16 protein-coding genes and 1 riboswitch are annotated in these 17,989 nt (G+C 49.7%); of the genes, 4 read left to right on the top strand and 12 right to left on the bottom strand.

Annotated features, from left to right (window positions below; genetic code table 11):
• A partial coding sequence (locus tag GUA98_RS23025; RefSeq protein WP_193724603.1) for an IS3 family transposase occupies positions 1-83 on the top strand: 83 nt, incomplete at its 5' end.
• Between the two features lie 112 nt (positions 84-195).
• On the opposite strand, the gene GUA98_RS23030 is transcribed toward GUA98_RS23025, so the two are convergent.
• Positions 196-1,215: an NADP-dependent oxidoreductase gene (locus GUA98_RS23030; protein WP_193724509.1), complete on the bottom strand. Its 1,020-nt coding sequence runs from the start codon at positions 1,213-1,215 to the stop codon at positions 196-198.
• 257 nt (positions 1,216-1,472) lie between these two features.
• A complete protein-coding gene (gene map / locus GUA98_RS23035) occupies positions 1,473-2,222 on the bottom strand; it encodes a type I methionyl aminopeptidase (protein ID WP_095291747.1) in 750 nt (249 codons plus the stop codon).
• Between the two features lie 214 nt (positions 2,223-2,436).
• On the opposite strand from map, the gene GUA98_RS23040 reads away from it, so the two are divergent.
• A complete protein-coding gene (locus GUA98_RS23040; protein ID WP_193724510.1) occupies positions 2,437-2,646 on the top strand; it encodes a hypothetical protein in 210 nt (69 codons plus the stop codon).
• A 90-nt stretch (positions 2,647-2,736) separates the two neighbouring features.
• Here the strand turns inward: GUA98_RS23040 and GUA98_RS23045 are convergent, their stop codons facing one another.
• Complete coding sequence (locus GUA98_RS23045; RefSeq protein WP_321573910.1) at positions 2,737-3,561, bottom strand: serine/threonine protein kinase; 825 nt, start codon at positions 3,559-3,561, stop codon at positions 2,737-2,739.
• Positions 3,562-3,705: 144 nt separating this feature from the next.
• Positions 3,706-4,359 carry a MerR family transcriptional regulator gene (locus GUA98_RS23050; RefSeq protein WP_193724511.1) on the bottom strand — a complete coding sequence of 218 codons (654 nt, stop codon included), beginning with the start codon at positions 4,357-4,359 and terminating at the stop codon, positions 3,706-3,708.
• 496 nt (positions 4,360-4,855) lie between these two features.
• Here GUA98_RS23050 and GUA98_RS23055 point away from each other — a divergent pair, with 496 nt between their 5' ends.
• On the top strand, positions 4,856-5,809 hold the full coding sequence (locus GUA98_RS23055; protein WP_153976698.1) for an L-lactate dehydrogenase: 954 nt from the start codon (positions 4,856-4,858) through the stop codon (positions 5,807-5,809).
• 130 nt (positions 5,810-5,939) lie between these two features.
• Here the strand turns inward: GUA98_RS23055 and GUA98_RS23060 are convergent, their stop codons facing one another.
• The 6 genes from GUA98_RS23060 to GUA98_RS23085 all read right to left on the bottom strand — a co-directional run bounded on the left by GUA98_RS23060 (position 5,940) and on the right by GUA98_RS23085 (position 13,779).
• On the bottom strand, positions 5,940-8,648 hold the full coding sequence (locus GUA98_RS23060) for a PAS domain S-box protein (RefSeq protein WP_193724512.1): 2,709 nt from the start codon (positions 8,646-8,648) through the stop codon (positions 5,940-5,942).
• A gap of 476 nt (positions 8,649-9,124) precedes the next feature.
• The gene (locus GUA98_RS23065; RefSeq protein ID WP_193724513.1) at positions 9,125-9,859 is read right to left on the bottom strand and encodes an ABC transporter permease; all 735 of its coding nucleotides are present in this window, start codon (positions 9,857-9,859) and stop codon (positions 9,125-9,127) included.
• A gap of 1 nt (position 9,860) precedes the next feature.
• Complete coding sequence (locus GUA98_RS23070; protein ID WP_193724514.1) at positions 9,861-10,577, bottom strand: ABC transporter permease; 717 nt, start codon at positions 10,575-10,577, stop codon at positions 9,861-9,863.
• Complete coding sequence (locus GUA98_RS23075; RefSeq protein ID WP_153976694.1) at positions 10,574-11,488, bottom strand: ABC transporter ATP-binding protein; 915 nt, start codon at positions 11,486-11,488, stop codon at positions 10,574-10,576. The genes GUA98_RS23070 and GUA98_RS23075 overlap by 4 nt, the downstream gene beginning before the upstream one ends.
• 99 nt (positions 11,489-11,587) lie before the next feature.
• A complete protein-coding gene (locus GUA98_RS23080) occupies positions 11,588-13,099 on the bottom strand; it encodes a sensor histidine kinase (RefSeq protein ID WP_193724515.1) in 1,512 nt (503 codons plus the stop codon).
• On the bottom strand, positions 13,096-13,779 hold the full coding sequence (locus tag GUA98_RS23085; protein WP_095291732.1) for a response regulator transcription factor: 684 nt from the start codon (positions 13,777-13,779) through the stop codon (positions 13,096-13,098). The genes GUA98_RS23080 and GUA98_RS23085 overlap by 4 nt, the downstream gene beginning before the upstream one ends.
• 205 nt (positions 13,780-13,984) lie before the next feature.
• Between GUA98_RS23085 and GUA98_RS23090 the strand changes: the two genes are divergently transcribed.
• Complete coding sequence (locus tag GUA98_RS23090) at positions 13,985-15,745, top strand: alpha-glycosidase (protein ID WP_193724516.1); 1,761 nt, start codon at positions 13,985-13,987, stop codon at positions 15,743-15,745.
• Positions 15,746-15,926: 181 nt separating this feature from the next.
• Here GUA98_RS23090 and sdaAA read toward each other — a convergent pair whose 3' ends face one another.
• Both sdaAA and sdaAB read right to left on the bottom strand, forming a co-directional pair.
• The gene (gene sdaAA / locus GUA98_RS23095) at positions 15,927-16,874 is read right to left on the bottom strand and encodes an L-serine ammonia-lyase, iron-sulfur-dependent, subunit alpha (protein ID WP_193724517.1); all 948 of its coding nucleotides are present in this window, start codon (positions 16,872-16,874) and stop codon (positions 15,927-15,929) included.
• Positions 16,864-17,553, bottom strand: coding sequence for an L-serine ammonia-lyase, iron-sulfur-dependent subunit beta (sdaAB, locus tag GUA98_RS23100; RefSeq protein ID WP_193724518.1), 690 nt, complete (start codon positions 17,551-17,553; stop codon positions 16,864-16,866). Before sdaAB ends, sdaAA begins: the two co-directional genes overlap by 11 nt.
• Before the next feature lie 212 nt (positions 17,554-17,765).
• A riboswitch (glycine riboswitch) is annotated at positions 17,766-17,891 on the bottom strand.
• Between the last annotated feature and the right edge of the window lie 98 nt (positions 17,892-17,989).

A 17,989-nucleotide genomic window follows, 5' to 3' on the forward strand; every position in this document is an offset into this window, starting at 1 on the left:
AATACTACAACACGAAACGAATGAAAGCAAAATTTAAAATGAGCCCGGTAGAATACCGAACTCATTTTAATCAAGCTGCCTAATGAAATAACCGTGTCTAACTTTTAGGGGTCACTTCACATATAGGAATGCGGAACGTGTCTTTTTGTTGTTTATCTCGTCTTGCTTCCAAGGCAGAAAGGGTAATGCGTGATCTTACTCGGGGTCTGCAACTTTCACCAGCTGTTTACCCAGGTTATCTCCCGAGAACAGTCCCATAAAGGCTTCCGGTGTCTGATCAAACCCCTCCACAATGTTCTCCTCATATTGAATGAGGCCTTCCCTCATCCATTTGGCCAACTTGGCGCGCCCTTCCTTGAAGGACTTGGCATAGTCCCCCAATAGAAAACCTTTCATCAGCGCGGTATTCGTCAAAAGCAATGTCTGTGGTCTCATGCCGATGTCCGGCTTCTCCAAATTGTAAGACGAAATCTGCCCACACAGCGGAATACGCGCATTTTGATTGATATGTCTGAGCACGGCATCCGAGATGTCACCGCCAACATTATCGAAATAGACATCCACGCCGTCTGGACATACTCGTTCAATCGCTGCAGACATGTCACTCTCCCGCTTGTAGTTGAGGACTACATCAAACCCGAGCTTTTCTTTCAGATATGCGCATTTTTCGTCAGAACCTGCGATTCCAACCACTCTCGCTCCGACAATCTTGCCGATCTGACCGGCAATCATACCAACGGCTCCCGCAGCACCGGATACCACCACCGTTTCGCCATCCTTCGGTTTGCCGATATCCTCCATGCCAAAATAAGCCGTCAGGCCCGTCAGGCCAAGGGCACCAAGATAGGCTGTAAGTGGCGCTTCCTCCGTATCGATCAGCGAGAGATCTCCCGTATTGACAGCCGCATACCGCTGCCAGCCCCACATGCCGGAGACGAAGTCACCTTTGCGCAGATTGGGTTCTGACGAGTCCACCACTTGTCCAATCGCCCCACCTTTGATCACTTCATTCAGCGCGTACGGAGGTGCGTAAGACTTCGTATCCTTCATACGGCCCCGCATATAAGGGTCAACCGACAAATATAATGTACGCACCAGAACCTGTCCTGCTTCCGGTTCAGGGAGCGGAGTATGAATGAATTTGAAATTATCCCTGGATGGTGCACCTTCCGGACGGGATGCTAGTACGATCTGTTCATTTTGAGACAACTTCATGACCTCCTTGTTGCCAGTGGCCTGCGTATAACCCTTATCATCGTATATGTTATACCACCAGCACAATATGTTATCTTTTCGAGCATTTGCACATAGCTGATCTGGAAGCCACCGTTAGCAATTCAGAATCCCCACGATGCTCTTTCGTATCCCATATGCCAAATACTGACTCTTAATAGTTTAAACCGAAACAGGCGGATCACAAACGTGGGCCGCCTTGAAAAGATCAAATTCATTCTATTGCTACAGTTAATTCACTATTCCTGCGCTGTCAAAATTACAGGACCATCTGCTGTGATGGCAATGGTGTGCTCGTATTGAGCAGACAGGCTTCCGTCCTGCGTACGGGCTGTCCAGCCATCCGCATCCAGCTTGCTCCGGTACGTCCCGATGTTCAGCATCGGCTCAATGGTAATGACCATGCCTTCTTTGAGGCGGGGACCACGATGCGGTGGACCATAGTGGGGCACCTGTGGTTCTTCATGCATTTTCTCGCCAATGCCATGACCGATAAACTCACGTACGACAGACAAGCCCTCCCCTTCAGCATACGTCTGAATAGCATGGGAAATATCACCGATCCGGTTGCCAACTACGGCAAGCTCGATGCCTTTGTAGAGGGACGTTTTGGTGACATCCAGCAGATGCTGGGCTTCCGGTGTCACTTGACCCACTGCATAAGACCACGCGGAATCGGCCAGCCAGCCATTCAAATTCACGACCATGTCAATCGTAACGATATCGCCATCTTGCAGTACATATTTTCCCGGAAAGCCATGACAAATCACGTCATTTACAGACGCGCATGTCGCATATTGGTACCCGTTGTACCCTTTTTGCTCCGGTGTTGCGCCATTTTTCTTCATAAAAGCTTCTGCGAACTGGTCAATCTCCTGGGTGGTGATCCCTGGACGGATCATTTTCGCAATCTCTTTATGGCAAGCAGCGAGAATTTCGCCCGCCTTTTTCATATTCTGAATCTGCTCTTTGGTTTTTAACGTAATCATTCCAACTTCTCCTGTCCGTTATGATCTTATCCTGTCTTCTATTGTAACGCGAAACGCACAAAATAAAAAATTCGTACAATCGGTAAAGCACCAACATCCTATTATACGCCAACCTCGTGTGCAATGAATACCACATTCCATAAAAAACACGAAACCCTCCTCACCAAGGCTGCGTATATGCTTAAAACGGTTGAAGAAGAAAGGATGATTATCCATGTTCAAAAAAATTATTGGTAAACTCATTGATTCCAAATCTTCATCTCACCGAAGGCGCTATAGCTCCTCGGACAGACGCTCCTATAAACGCTACAGCAGCTCCTCAGGCAAACGAAGCTATAAACGCTATTCATCGTCCGATATGAAATACAGGGATAACCGCCATGGTTCCGGTTATTACAAGAGCAGAAAATACAGCTCCAGTTAATATGGTGCTGCAATGATGATATATGCCAATAGGGGATGTTCAGCCAGCCGTATCTACGGCAGCAGAACATCCCCTATTGGCGTTTCCGATTCACTTTGAATAGGAATCCAGCAAACGTTCGATCTCGGCCTGTAATTCAGGCGCTCCTTCTGTGTATCCCGGGCGAAGCCCCAGCAGTCTCTCCAGCATGTGGTGCAAACCAGGCGTAAGCTTCAGCTCCTCCTGCCAGCTTGCAGGTGCCTTGCCCTTCTCCGGCTCATATGCCGAGTACAGCATAAACAGAAGAAAGTGTCCCAGATCCTGCAGATCCTGATCAGGTGCAGCGGGCTCATCCTCCGGCGTGGGCAGTTCCCGCATTCTTCGCTTCAGCTCAGGCAGTAACGGCTCCCCCATACGCCGCGCCAGACCGAAGTCAATCAAATGTACACGCTCATTACGCAAAATAACGTTGGGTATGCGCACATCCCCATGGATATATCCCCGTTCGTGAACATGGAGCACAGGCTCCAGCAGTTGTAGGGCCAGTGCCAAGCATTCCTGCTCTGTATATTTATGCCCCTGTTCAAATATACACTGTTCCAGCGTCTCTCCCCGGATATACTCTGTGGAAATGTAGCTTCTCCCCTTATATATGAATGCATGGAGCAGCTTCGGGATGGCCGGGTGATCCATCCGGCTCATCACGTCCGCTTCCCGTTCCAGCAACCGGGCAGAAAGCCTGCCTTTGCTGGGCTTCGATTCCTTTAACGCCACTTCCTCGCCATTCAATTCGTCGATACACAAATAGGTGAGTCCATAACTCCCCATACCAAGCAGCTCCTGGATTCGGTAACGTCCCGAGATCAGAGAACCTTCCCGCCGGGGACGGTCTGTCCACAGACCCACAAATCTTTGCCAGCTTCGTTGCAGCTCCACTTGTCCTCCCACACCGGCGACTTCTGAACTTCACGCGACCCTTCACAGGCACGTTCGAGCAGTCGTAACAGCCAGTTTTCTTGTTGTACTATGGAGCTTATTATATCAGGCTGCCTGCACGAAATCACGGCCGCCCCTCTGCCATCACGCTTCCTTATGCTTTTTGGGCAGCAAGCCAAAGAGCATACGCAGCGAAGTCCCTTTCGGTTTGCGTTTACGGCCCTGGAAGCTGCGCAGATTGGTGACCAGTTCACGATCCCGTTCTTCCTCCAGCTTCTCATTCATCCATAGACGCTGCTTCTCCATCTGATCCTGAAGAGCCGTATGCGTATCTGCAAGCTGCTTCAGCGTTAACTCCAGTTCATCCACTCGCTGCTGAAGCATTTGCACACGATCATCCTGTGGCTCGATCATCCCGAAGGTCACTTCATTCACAAGCTGACCCAGACCTTCATAGGACCGGAGATGGCCAGTCGGCTCCGTTTCTTCAGAGAGTACGGCAGGCAGCACGGCTGCTGCACATTCCTTCTCAGAAGTCATCTCTACCGTGCTCTCTGGCACATTCGGGGACAGGACCGTCACCACGGCATCTGCAAGCGGCAGGTTATGCTCCCTCAGCTCCGTCATTAATCGTTCAATGCACTGAATATCGTCCGATCTGAACAATCTGGACTTGTTGGCGGAACGCTCGAATCGATATCCCTGTTCCTCAAGTGCTGCCGCATATTTACGAAGAGTACTGGCTCCTATGCCCAGGCTCTTGGCCGTTTCCGTCGTTGCTCCAACTTCTTCAATCATCATTATTCCCTCCCGGAATGAAGTCTTTTGAATTTCGAAATGGTGGCTTCAGCGTTCCCTTCTGGAACTGTCATCGGATCGGGTCAACCTGTCTCATGAACAAATCGCTTTTGTTTAGCTTGCCATAGGTATTCGTCAACGTCTGGCTCGATCCCTTTGGCGGTTTTGTTCTGTTTCTGCGGATTCATAAGAACTTTTGTCACGTGTGTTATTCGTAAAAATCTCTCCTATTCCGACATGGAGGATGAATCCTGTCACGTCGAATGATGCTGGTGCAGACGCCGTCGGTTTATGAAAACAGGATATTCATGTCAATTTTATTAACTCCACTGCTCCAATACGCTCCCGCGACAGAGGATATCATTGCTGCACTGCTTTTCCATGTGTTATCTTATGTAACGTAGAAACGGATTTCGGCATAAATTAAAGGACTATACTTAACATATGGCTTGAAGTCAGGACAATTACATGATTAGGATATGGGGGTTGAACGACAGTGTTAGGCAAATCAGGTAAAGTGGCGGTCATCGGGGCGGGTCTTGTAGGCTCAAGTTGTGCATATTCCATGATTAATCAGTCGATATGCAGGGAAATCATGATGGTGGATCGGACGTATGACCGTGCTGTGGCGCAGGCGCTGGATTTCTCGCATTGTATGGATTTTACACATAATCGTACCAAAGTATATGCCGGAACATATGCAGATTGTGGAAACATGGATGTCATTGTCCTGACTGCAGGAGCCAATCCAAAAGCAGGCCAGACACGCCTGGATATACTGGAGGAGGCCGAATCGATTGCCAAAGACATCGTACTCCCCATCATGAATAGCGGATTCAACGGTATCTTTGTTGTCGCTGCCAATCCGGTTGACATAGTAACTTATATGGTATGGAAGTTATCCGGTCTTCCGCGTGAGCGTGTCATCGGTACCGGGACCTCCATTGATTCCTCCCGTCTCAAAACGCTGCTATCTGAAGTGTTCTCCATTGATCCGCGCAGCGTGCACGGATATGCTCTCGGGGAGCATGGGGAGTCACAATTCGTTGCCTGGTCCCACGTGACGATTGGAGGCAAACCGATCATGCACATTATGGAGCAGCATAAGGAACGCTTCAAACACCTGGATCTCGACGACATTGCCCGCAAAACCAAAGATGCCGGATGGGAAATCTTTACCCGCAAAGGTTCCACCCAATTCGGTATCGGCAATGCACTGGCTCATATTACACGCTCCATCCTTAATGATGAACATAAAATCATTGCCGTCTCAGCCATTCTGGAGGGGGAGTACGGTCAGAGCGGCGTCTGTGCAGGTGTTCCAGCCATTATCGGAGGAAACGGAATTCAGGAAATTATTGAACTGAATCTGGACGCTTCCGAGCGTGAGAAGTTCGAGCGTTCCTGTGAAATATTATCTGGCAACATTAACCGCCTGACCTTGGCGTGATTGTAATTGTTCCGTCAGCCTTACAACAGACTCATTTCGGAAATCGAAAAGCATGAACAATCAAACAGGCCAGCGACCTCCTGCTAGGAGAAATCGCTGGCCTGTTTGGATTAACAACTCAGGGTTATATTTAATTCGGTGCCAGCTGAGGCTGATCTGTCGGCCCCCACTGCTGAAGCACGCGCTTCAGTTCACTGAGCATTACCGGTTTACTTATGAAGTCACGCATACCGATCTCAAGACAAGCTTCCTTGTCTTCCCGTTTGGCATTACCCGTTACGGCAATAATAGCCGGAATGCGATCCTGTGGAATCAGACGGTGTACCAGATCGGTTGCCTTGAGCCCGTCCATGACCGGCATGTGAATATCCATCAACACAATATCATACGAATTCTGCGAGATGGCCTCAATGGCTTCAACTCCGTTGGTACATACATCTGCTTCATAGCCAAGCTTTTCCAGATACTCGGTCAAAATCTTCCGGTTCACCGGGTGATCCTCAGCTACCAGGATCCGCATAGCCACCTTGTCACCTTGACGTGTGCGATCGTGACTGAATTGACGTGCTGTGTCTTCTGACGCGTAATCTACACTTGTTGCAGGTACGGCAAAACGGAACGTTGATCCTTTGCCATCCTCACTCTCCACGCTAATACTACCGCCCATAATCTCCACAAGCCGCTTCGAGATGACAAGACCAAGTCCTGTACCTCCATACTTGCGATTAATGACCGGGTGCAGCTGGGAGAAGGATTGGAACAGCTGATCCAGCTTGTCCGCAGGAATGCCGATCCCGGTATCCTTCACTGCAAAATCAAGCACGCTATCTTCTGGCTTTCTGCCCTTAATAATATCCACATTGACATCAATGCTGCCCTTGTCCGTAAATTTCAGTGCATTACTGACCAGATTGACCAGAATCTGACGGATACGCATGGCATCCCCCACCATGAACTCCGGAATGGTGGGATTCAGGCGATACCTGATCTGCAGCTGTTTCTCGTCTGCACGAAGTTTAAACAGCTCCGCCACCTGCTCCAGCATTTTACGAAGAGAGAACGGTTCGTATGCAAGAGCCATTTTACCGGACTCCAGCTTGCTGAAATCCAGAATATCATTCAGAATATTCAGCAGCGCATCCCCACTCTCCTGAATAATCTGGGCATATTCCCGCTGTTCTTCCGATAGATCGGTTCCAATCAGCAGTTCAGTCATGCCAACAATTCCGTTCATCGGCGTGCGAATCTCATGGCTCACCATCGACAAAAATTCCGACTTGGCCTGCGCTGCAAGCTCAGCCGTCTCCTTGGCGCGCACAATTTCTCGCTCTCCGGTTACATCATTGAACACAATGACTACGCCCTGGATCTGCTCCTGGTCAATAATCGGCGTAACCTGGTATTCCACCAAGAAGCTGCTGCCGTCCTTGCGCCAGAACACATCTTCCTTCACGGAGCGTCCTTTTCCATCCATCACCGTCATGTGAATGGGACACTCTTCTTTGGGAAAATAGCTTCCATCCGCACGGGAATGATGGATAATCGGATGGGCGCTTTTGCCAATAAATTCTTCCACTTCATAACCAAACATGGAAGCGGCCGCCGGATTCATAAACATGGTGACCCCTTCTGCATCCAGACCATATATGCCCTCTGTAACGGAATTCAGAATCAGTGCATGCTGCTTGCTGAGCTCCTGAATACGCTCCATATACTCCTTGCGTTCCGTAATGTCTGACAATATTCCATATACTCCAACCAATTCCTGATCGACGATAATAGGTACATTAATGATGGATGCATCGAACTTCCTGCCCGAGGAATTCACAATGCGAGTTTCATAATGCTGCGGTTTCCCCTGCTTCACCAGCTCAAAGTAGGTTCTGCCGCGCCCTACCTCACATGGATCCAGATTGGACAAAAACGATTGTCCGATAAGTTTGCTGCGCGGAATATCCAGCATTTTGACCAGATTTCGATTCACCGCACTGTACTTGCCTTCCAGATTCAAGGAGTACACCGCAGCCGGATTATGCTCGAACAGGGACTTGTAACGCTGACGACTCTCTCTCAGGCGTCTGTCTGCATCCTTGTGCTGGGTAATATCCCGGCTTATGCTTACAATCTGGACACCTCTTCCCCTCTCTCCAGCTACAGGCTTAGCCAAAGTTTCCATCCAGATGTAATGCCCTTTTTTGTGCCGCACGCGCATCTTGCAGCCATTACCAATCTCGGATAGTACCATTGGGTCAGGGAAATCTCCGGGATAACAATAATCCTTGAAGGACTTGCCCGTCACCTCTTCCGGCTGATACCCAAGCAGAGGATACACAGATGGAGATACATAGAGCAGCTCGCCATCCAGCGAACTTGTCGTAATGAGGTCTTGAGCATGTTCAGCAAGCACCTGATACTTTTCTTGCGTCTCCTGGAGTTTCCGCTCCACTTCAACGATCTCCGTTATATCTTTGGCAATGCCATAGATGCCCACAACCTCTTCTCCTGCTGTAATGGGCACGTAGGTGATCTCAGCCTGTCTTACAGAACCATTCTTGTGATAAAACGTGATGTTGTTACTGACTGAACGGCCAGTAAGCACCTCACGAATATAGTCCCGCCTCGACTGTTCACTCTCTGGCGGACAGACCTGACCTGGATGGATGCGCATCAAGTCGTCGAGCGTATATCCAGATATACGCTCTACAGATGGATTGGCATCGATATAGTTTCCATGGATGTCCATCACATATATGGCATCCGGGTGATTAAAAAACAGTGATTGGTAAGAACTACCTTCAGAAATAATCCGCTTCAGGGTTTCCGTTTTATTAATATCCAAGGCTTACCCCTCTTTTCTCAGCCTGTATCTTCTTCTAACAATTCATTAACGTCATTTATAGTTTAAAGCTTCTACCCACGAATAACCAAGTAAGGCTGCATAGAAACAGCTTTTTTTATTTTACCAGATTCCAGTCTCACTTTGCTTACAATCTGGTATAAAAATTGCAATATTTCAAATTGAAAAAGTTGGAACCTTCCCTTTTTTGCTTCAAATCAACTTCTAATCGGGGTCCCCTTTCCCAAAATCGCATTTGAAAATCTGGATATTAGTTACAACGTCTTAGATACATTTTGTATCATTTTAGCTATAATCGATACACAAAGAGCCTACCTGTATCAATATACACGTACTTAATCCAGTACGAAGTAGAACAGGACGTGCCAAAAATCCCCCAAGACCACACCCGAATACATACTCGGTTGACGGTCTTGGGGGATATTGTCTGATGAAGATCAGTTTTACATCACACCATCTTAAATTTCCTTTTTTCTAAAATAGAGAATGCCCATAAGAATAAACAGCACCGCACTTCCTCCTACCACGGTAAGGAGCGTACCAAGCGGTACATTGTAAGCCCCGAACCCTCCGCCATCCGTTGGTGTCATCAGCAGCATGGGCTGCGCCCAAGGATAGAATGGGCCGATTTTCGCCGAATTCACAATCAGTATGTTCGGTACCGTCAAGGCAAAATTCAGAGCAAGGGGTGCTGCAAAGCTGCTCCATATCAGGGAAACCAGCATTTGCAGTCCGGCAAGGGGCAGGCAGGCGAACAAGCCGAGCAGCAATTTGCCGATAATGAACGACCACGGTACAGGCTCGGTAAGACCCTGAATCCAACCTGCCAGCAGAATGGATATCAGCAGCAGCACTTGGGTGCAAAGCAGCAGCAAAATGACAATCGTCAACTTGCCTGCATAAACGCCCGTTCGGGTGAGAGGCAGCACCAGCATTTGCTTCCACCCCCCACCAGCATGTTCGAAGCGGCAGACAAATGAAGTGAATACCCCCGTAAGGATTGGCATAAGCAGCATTCCATGCAAAAAGACCATGGTTCCCATCAGAACTTTCCACTGTCCTGATGGCTCACTGAGCAGCCCAATAAGCAAAGCTAACAATGGACTCAGCAGAATCAGGAGCCATGCGGGTGATTTGCCCATTTTCAGCCGTTCGGAGGACAGGATTCGGAAATACGTCGCAGCAAAGTTCATCCTAAGCCACATCCTTCCGGCTGAAATGCATCATTCCAAGCAGCATAATCAGAATCCCTGCTGCCAAACCCATCCCTGCGTACATGAATGGATTCGGCCCATTCCATGCCATCTGTGCCCATGCGAGCGGGAAGATTGGTGAGATACTAAGTGCGAACATGCCTGTGATTGCAAGGACAATGCCCAAGGTCACCGGAAGTGCCTGATTTTTGGCAACCATCGTTAGCCACAGTTCAATGGATAGTACAGGAAGTGCCCCGGCCAGTGGCAGCAGGCCCAGCTTGAATGCTTGAATCCATGGAATGTCTCCGGCATTGAAACCGAACACGAGGCCCAGAATCACGATTCCGGCAGTCAAAAGAAGACAAGAGATCACAAGCAGTATACTCGCCAATAAGAACTTCGCCAGATAAACTGCTGGTCTCGGAATCGGCATGGCCAGAAGCTGCTTCCATGAACCCTGCTCATGCTCAACATTTGCAATCATGGAGCTCAGGATCGTTGCGCCAAGCATTAAAGCTAGCGGTACAAAAACAACCACATTCTCCAGAAGCCCATTCCACAGGTTATCCCCATATAATCCTTTTAAATAATCCAGACGGAGTCCAAAGTTCAGAGCCTGCATTAAGGTAAGGCCGATGGGTGCAAGGAAGACAAGAAACCAAATGCCCTTGCCCCGAATTTTGAGCCAGTCCGACGATAATGCACGCCCCGTCATACCATAGCCCCCTCACCAATGACCCGCATGAAGAGGTCTTCGAGAGACTGTCGGTGCTCCTCCACCCGGTAAATGGCGTGGTCTTGCTCAACCAGTCTGCGTACCAGCAGCGCAATCGCACTGTTGTCCATGTATGGGAATGTCAGCTCAGACCCTTGACGCTGACCGAATTGCCCTTGTTCTCTTGCCAGCTTCATGGCTTCTTCCGGCTCGGAAACAATCAATCGGATAGAGCTGCCTGTCTGGCTGTGCAGATTTGCAATGGTATCCTGAAGCACCATTTTGCCTTCGCGAATAATCCCTACGCGGCTAGCCATCTGCTCCACCTCACTGAGCAAGTGACTCGATACCAATACCGTAATGCCATGTTCCAGCGGCATGCGTTTAATTAACTCACGGATCTCCTGAATACCGGCCGGATCCAGTCCATTCGTAGGTTCATCCAATATCAACAGTTCCGGCTGACCCAGCAAGGCACTTGCAATCCCGAGTCTCTGCTTCATTCCGAGCGAATATCCTTTAACCGCACGCTTTGCATCCCTCGTCAGATCGACTATGGACAATACCTCGGCAATTCTCGATTTGGGCACGTTCAGGATCCGCCGCAGCGCCTCCAGATTCTCGACTGCGTTCAGATGTCCGTAATATGACGGATACTCTACGAGCGAACCAACACGGCGCAGAATATCCATGCGATCCTTGCGAATGTCTTTATCGAAGACACGAATGACCCCTTTTGTCGGTTTGATCAAACCCAGCAGCATGCGAATGGTTGTTGTTTTACCCGCACCATTGGGTCCCAGAAAACCGTAAATATCCCCCTTCTTGATATGCAGATCCAATTCGCGAACCGCCGCCCGATCTCGATATGTTTTCCATAAATTAGCCGTTTGAATAATGTTATCACTCACTGTTTAATCACCTCGGATATCATCGTAACCGTCCAAGGTTAAAACTACAGTTGTCCGAAGTTTAAGTTTAGTTTAAATCGTGCTAGGTCAGACCTTAAGTCAATAGATAAATATCCGCACTCCTTCGGGTGAGCTATCCACCTTTTTACGCAGGCCCATCTCGCGAACGAGCAGATCCACAATGGACAGCCCGAGTCCCGTACCCTTCGCCCCCACCTCTTGCTGCATACCCGGACCCTGATCCCGAATAACCAGAGCTGTTCTGTCGTGAATTCGTTCAGTGGATATGCCAATGTATTTTCCGTCTCCTGCATACCGAACCACGTTCTGAAACAGGTTATCCAGAATACGACGCATGCCCTGTTCATCCACGTTCCAGATCAGCGGCTCATCCGGCAGGTCAATATCGATGTCGAACTGCTCTTTCTCCCATACGGGGTACCATGCCGCGGCCGTTTCCCTGACAATCCGGAGAACATCTTTCTCTTCCAGCTTCAGCGTGTACTTACCACTCGCAAGCAGATTGTACGATAACATGTTATCAATAAGTCCGCTTAGATCATCCATCTTGGACTCCATGCGTGACAATGAACTGATGCCCTTATCGCTGAGCGCTTCCTTGTGAAGAGCATGCATATGCCCACGAATGACCGTTAGTGGCGTACGCAAATCATGGGAAAGTCCTGCAATGAGACGTTTGCGGAACTGTTCCTCCTCACGTTCCCTGTGACGGCTTTCGGTCAGCTGATACACCATCTGATTGAAGGAATCTTCCAGCTGACCGATCTCGTCCGATCTGCGAATATCAACTGGAAGCGGTATGCCTTCCTTACCTGGCGTAATCATGGCTGTCTGCAGACGGATCAGCCGTTTGCGAATCCGTGCAAAAAACAGAACAGACATCACAATGAAGAACAGAAAAATGATCGTCATCAGCAAACCAAGATACAGGAGCTCCATCGGCCAGTTGCTCTGGGATTTTTGGAGCAGATATCTCGGCACTTCAATGACCATGAAGCCTTTTCCCTTGTCCTGATTGCCTCCACCTATAAATGAAACGACGGTTAACGGGTCACGGTAGACGGCCTCCTTCATGAATGCCATCGAGTAGGAAGCATCCCATACTGCGGGAATGCGGGTTTCGACCTTGTTCTGATCACTCAGCGGCCATTTCAAAGTAGTCAGGGTTGAGCCATTTATCGGAGTTTCAACTACTTCTACACCCTCACCTCCAAGTATAAAAGCGGTTTTCCCATTCTCATCCACTCTGTACACTGAAGATTTGGGATACTTGGCATGTAACTGCTTTATGCGATCGTCGATCTTGGCGGGTGCTGCCTGACCCAGCTTCTTCGATTCATTGGACCAAAGATTGCTTATGTGCGTAACGTCACCGTAAGGAGCGGCGCTGCTCTTGCTCACGTTATTAACGACTAGGACATAAATGAAAGATGTGATCGGAAGAACAACGGGGACGAACAAAACCGCACACAGAATCAGAAGCATATAACGGGACATCAGCGAGCGGCCGAATCGGAGCTTTCGTTGTTCGTTCTTCTTTCCTGCGCTCTGATCTCCCCGATTCTCTTGCTTTCTGAACCGCCTGATCATGGTTTCTTCACACGGTATCCAACCCCGCGTACCGTTTGAATGACCGATGGATTAGCCGGATCCCGTTCAAGCTTCTCGCGCAGATGGCGAATATGTACCATTAATGTCTTATCCCCATCCAGATAAGGCTCGTTCCAGACAGCCTCGTAAATCTGCTCTTTCGTACGGATCATGCCCATATGCCTGAGCAGGTACGCGAAGATGTGAAATTGTTTGCCCGATAAAATGATTTCCTCTCCCGTCTCCTCATTGACGATCCGATTGTCCTTCTCATAGATGGACAGGTGATCCAGCTTCAGGGCAGCATCGGACGAAACGGTAGTTCCTGCCTTGCGCAGCTGTACTTCAATGCGTGCAGCGAGCTCATCAGGGTGAAACGGCTTGGTTACATAATCATCGGCAAAATCAAGCCCATGCAGCTTGTCATCGATGGATGTTCTGGCCGAGAGCATGACGATGGGCACGGAAGGATGTTCCTTTTTCAGCCGCTGTCCTACCGTAAATCCATCCAGCCCAGGCAGCATAACATCCAAAATAATCAGTGAGCAGCCCCCGGCAGCTTCTGCTGCACCTTCACCGCTTCCCAGCCATATTACCTCATAACCGCGTTCCTCCAGGTCAGCTCTGACCCATGTCGCGATTTCTGTATCGTCCTCAATGTATAGCAGTTTTGTTTTCATGCGTGGATTCGTTTCCTTTCTGCACCCTTTGGGTTAATTATATATCTGAACATATTGGAGTAAGCTGTATGTACGAACGAAGCACCATCGAAAGGGACTACTCCGTTACTTTCATTAGTATTATACCTTAATCTTCAGTTACAGAAATGCCATGCATGATGTCCATGATGTACATATGAAGTGAATAGACGGGAGGAATTGTAACATGCTGCTGGAAGCCATCTATCATCAACCCAAGCGGAACTGGGCATATGCCTACGATAAGGATACTGTTCGCCTGCGCCTGCGTGCCAAGAAGAATGATCTCACCGAGGTATACGCCATGACTGGCGACAAATACGCATGGGAAAATACCAAAAAGCAGATCTCTTTAACCAAATTCACCTCAGACTCCATGTTCGACTACTATGAAGGTGAAATAAAGCCTCCGTACCATCGTCTGAAATACTCCTTTTTGCTCAAAAGCGGAGACGAGCAGATCTGGATGTCCGAAACGGGTTTCCAGGAAGACGAACCGGACGATCCGGGGCAGATGTTTCAGTTCCCCTATATTCACCAGGGTGCGGTCTTTACACCGCCTGAGTGGGTCAAGGATGCGGTTTTCTATCAGATCTTCCCCGAGCGATTTGCCAACGGCAATCCAGAGCTGAATCCGGAGAATGTTGAGCCATGGGGCGGCGAGCCTACACCATCCAACTTCTTTGGAGGTGATCTTCAGGGTGTAATGGATCATCTGGACTACCTCAGTGAGCTAGGCATTAATGCCATTTATTTTACCCCCATCTTCGAAGCAACCACCAATCATAAATATGATACTGAGGATTATCTCCGGGTAGATCGGCATTTCGGTGATGCAGACACCGTGAAACGCTTGGTCAAGCTGTGTCATGAACGCGGTATCCGGGTGCTTCTCGATGCGGTGTTCAATCATTCCGGGAAGACGTTCGCCCCATTTGTGGACGTACAGGAGAACGGGGAGAAGTCCAAATACAAGGATTGGTTCCATGCTCATGAATTCCCGCTGGATGTGAAGGATGGCATCCCTACGTATGAGACCTTTGGATTCGAGCCTCACATGCCGAAGCTGAACACGGAAAATCCGGAGGTGAAGGACTATCTGCTGAAGGTAGCGGAGTATTGGATCAAGGAAGTGGGCATGGACGGCTGGCGGCTGGACGTTGCGGACGAAGTGGATGATGCGTTCTGGCGCGATTTCCGCCGGGTGGTCAAGGCTGCGAATCCTGAAGCTTATATTCTCGGAGAAATCTGGAACGAATCCTCGGCCTGGCTGCAAGGCGATCAGTTCGACGCTGCCATGAACTATCCGTTTACCGATGCCGTGAATGGTTTCTTTGTCAAAAATAAAATGAATGCCGAGACGTTCGCAAATTCCATCGGACGGCAGCTGTCACGTTATCCGCTGCAAGCCAGCGAAGTGGCGTTCAACCTGCTGGACAGCCATGATACGCCAAGACTGCTGACGCTGTGTGAAGGCGATCAGCGCAAGATGAAACTGGCCGCATTGTTCCAGTTCACTTATCTGGGCACGCCGTGCATCTATTACGGAGACGAGATCGGGCTGGATGGCGACCAAGATCCGGGCTGCCGGAAATGCATGGAGTGGGACGAGGCGAAGCAGGACCGTGAGTTGTTCACCTTTTATCAGCAGCTCATCGCTCTTCGCCATGCCCATCCCGCTCTCCGTGCAGAAGGTCACGTCCGATTCCTGCAAGCCCGTCCTGAGGGCAGCCAGCTTGTTCTCGAACGGCAGAGTGAGGATCAACGCATTCTCGTTCTGTTCAATCGTTCGGAGGAAACGGCGATCATTGAATTCGAGGGTGGCGCGGGCGAATGGACCGAATTGTTGGACGGTAACCACCGCACAGCTAAAGACGGCGATGTTCTCGCTGTTGAACTGCCAGCATACGGTTATGCCGTGTTAAGTACGGATATCAGTCAGGGATAAACGGAAATATTTATGTCTCATCGTAGTAGATTACATGAGCTTTCCCCTGTAAAACCCATAGTTAGGCTGAAGCCCTTTCTCTTCAAATAAAAAAAGGCGTCCTGCATGACCTGTAAAGGCCAGCGGACGCTTTTCTCCATTTTGTCTTACGTATAATAAATCCTATCCTATCGGCTTCGTTCTAAGCCTGCTCTTTCGAATTATCGGTCGTGCTCTGTGGTTCGGACTCAGCTTCAGGTTCCGCACGCTTCGCTTTGGGTTTCGCCAGCTTCTCCATCATTTTCCGGCCCGTTGGCGTCTGGGCCAACCCGCCCTGCGCTGTCTCGCGGTGCCTGCTCGGCATCGCACTTCCCACTTCCAGCATGACATCAATGACTTCATCCGATGGGATGGCACTTCTTACCCCAGCCAGCGCCATATCAGCCGCAGCCAGGGCCGTTACCGCACCGAGTCCGTTGCGGACGATGCATGGAATTTCAACAAGCCCTGCAACCGGATCGCAGATGAGGCCCAGTGTATTTTTTAACGCGAGACCTACGGCATGAACGACCTGCTCCGGCGTCCCTCCGCGCAGCTCTACCATTGCACCGGCAGCCATGCCGATTGCCGAACCGACTTCTGCCTGACAGCCACCCTCTGCACCTGAAATAAATGAGTTATTGGCAATGACATATCCAATTGCACCTGCACAGAATAAGCCGTTCACCAGATGCTCATCACTCCATCCGAATCGCTCCTGGGAGCTGATGAATACACCAGGGATAATCCCGCAAGAACCAGCCGTCGGTGTAGCCACAATCCGCCCCATCGATGCGTTGACTTCAGATACACACAGGGCATAGGCCATTGCCAGTGCGGAAGCGTCACCTGAGCACGTCTCGCCCTGGCGAATATATTCGGCCATCTTTTTGCCGTCTCCGCCAGTCAAGCCACTGCGCGAAGTGGTGTCCTCCGTCAGCCCTTTCCGTACAGCCTCTTTCATCACCTGATAATATTCCGACATCTGCCGCACAACGTCAGCTTCCGGCGTATTCGTCTCCTGAACCTGCTCCTCGATCATTAGCCGGGCAATGGTTTTGGATTCAGCCGTACAGATTGTATTCAGCTCATGCAAGTGCTTAAACCGCATCCGAATCAACCCCTCTCTTCAAATCAATGACGCGAATATCCAGCACATGATCCAGTGAACGCAGGCGTTCCAGCATCTCGGCACTTGGTGCTCCGTCCATTTCCATCGCTGTTAGCGCTTCTCCATCCCGGGCTTTCCGGTCTACCTGCATATAACCGATGTTAACCCCTGAGGAGCTTATTGTAGACGTCACGGAAGCAAGCACCCCTGCCTTGTCCGCATGACGCAGAACGAGTGTGGGGAATTCCCCACTGATCTGTACCCGAAAATCATTAAGCGCATGCACCGACACACTGCCGCCGCCAATCGAAGCACCAACGAGTGAACATTGACGCTCACCGTGCCACAATTCAATTTTGACCGTATTCGGATGCGGAGCAGGCAGTCCACTCGTGTAGAACTCCACCTCCATGCCCGCTTCTTCAGCATATTTCTCGGCGTCTGGTATCCGCGGATCATCCGTGACATAGTCAAGCAAACCACCAATTAACGCCAGATCCGTACCGTGACCTTGATACGTATCGGCAAATGAGCCGTACAGTGTCAGCTTGGCACGTTCAGGCGTACACCCCAGCCACTGCCTTGCAATTCTCCCCAGTCTCGCTGCCCCAGCTGTATGTGAACTTGAAGGGCCCGTCATCGACGGACCAATAATTGAAAAAACATCTTTAAATCGCATCCTGCACCCCTCCATATTGTCATATCCATCCAGACATGCACCATAATGTTCCTTAATTACTGAATGATGACATCAAAAAAGGACAGTAGAAGGCCTTAGGCCCTCTCTCTGTCCTCGTTACCTGAGAGTTTCATGATCAGAGGCCGCCCCATGGGGTACCCTTCTCATCATATACCCCTTGGGTGGCGCATTCGCGCACTCTCCAGAGCTGCGTCCAACGATGGTACATTTACCTGAGAGATTAACCACCTGCGCCGGGTGCGCAGCAGCTTGCTCCTTCGGTGCCTGGCAGCCTACTGAAACCATTGGCCTACCCAGGTCTCTCCCGCTCGTTTTCATCCGCTGTATCGTATATATTCGCTTGAACACATATCAAACGTTGTACTTATGAGATTGATCATTCATATAACAGATTAATATGCAACACACGTAATGT

The sequence above is a fragment of the Paenibacillus sp. P13VS genome (assembly GCF_015143645.1).
GTDB classification, from domain to species: Bacteria; Bacillota; Bacilli; order Paenibacillales; family Paenibacillaceae; genus Paenibacillus; species Paenibacillus xylanilyticus_A.

Bases quoted from the DNA above. Each gene is read 5' to 3' on its own strand.
- GUA98_RS23030 (WP_193724509.1), bottom strand. From the start codon at position 1,215: ATGAAGTTGTCTCAAAATGAACAGATCGTACTAGCATCCCGTCCGGAA.
- map (WP_095291747.1), bottom strand. From the start codon at position 2,222: ATGATTACGTTAAAAACCAAAGAGCAGATTCAGAATATGAAAAAGGCG.
- GUA98_RS23040 (WP_193724510.1), top strand. From the start codon at position 2,437: ATGTTCAAAAAAATTATTGGTAAACTCATTGATTCCAAATCTTCATCT.
- GUA98_RS23050 (WP_193724511.1), bottom strand. From the start codon at position 4,359: ATGATTGAAGAAGTTGGAGCAACGACGGAAACGGCCAAGAGCCTGGGC.
- GUA98_RS23065 (WP_193724513.1), bottom strand. From the start codon at position 9,859: ATGAACTTTGCTGCGACGTATTTCCGAATCCTGTCCTCCGAACGGCTG.
- GUA98_RS23070 (WP_193724514.1), bottom strand. From the start codon at position 10,577: ATGACGGGGCGTGCATTATCGTCGGACTGGCTCAAAATTCGGGGCAAG.
- GUA98_RS23080 (WP_193724515.1), bottom strand. From the start codon at position 13,099: ATGATCAGGCGGTTCAGAAAGCAAGAGAATCGGGGAGATCAGAGCGCA.
- GUA98_RS23085 (WP_095291732.1), bottom strand. From the start codon at position 13,779: ATGAAAACAAAACTGCTATACATTGAGGACGATACAGAAATCGCGACA.
- GUA98_RS23090 (WP_193724516.1), top strand. From the start codon at position 13,985: ATGCTGCTGGAAGCCATCTATCATCAACCCAAGCGGAACTGGGCATAT.
- sdaAA (WP_193724517.1), bottom strand. From the start codon at position 16,874: ATGCGGTTTAAGCACTTGCATGAGCTGAATACAATCTGTACGGCTGAA.
- sdaAB (WP_193724518.1), bottom strand. From the start codon at position 17,553: ATGCGATTTAAAGATGTTTTTTCAATTATTGGTCCGTCGATGACGGGC.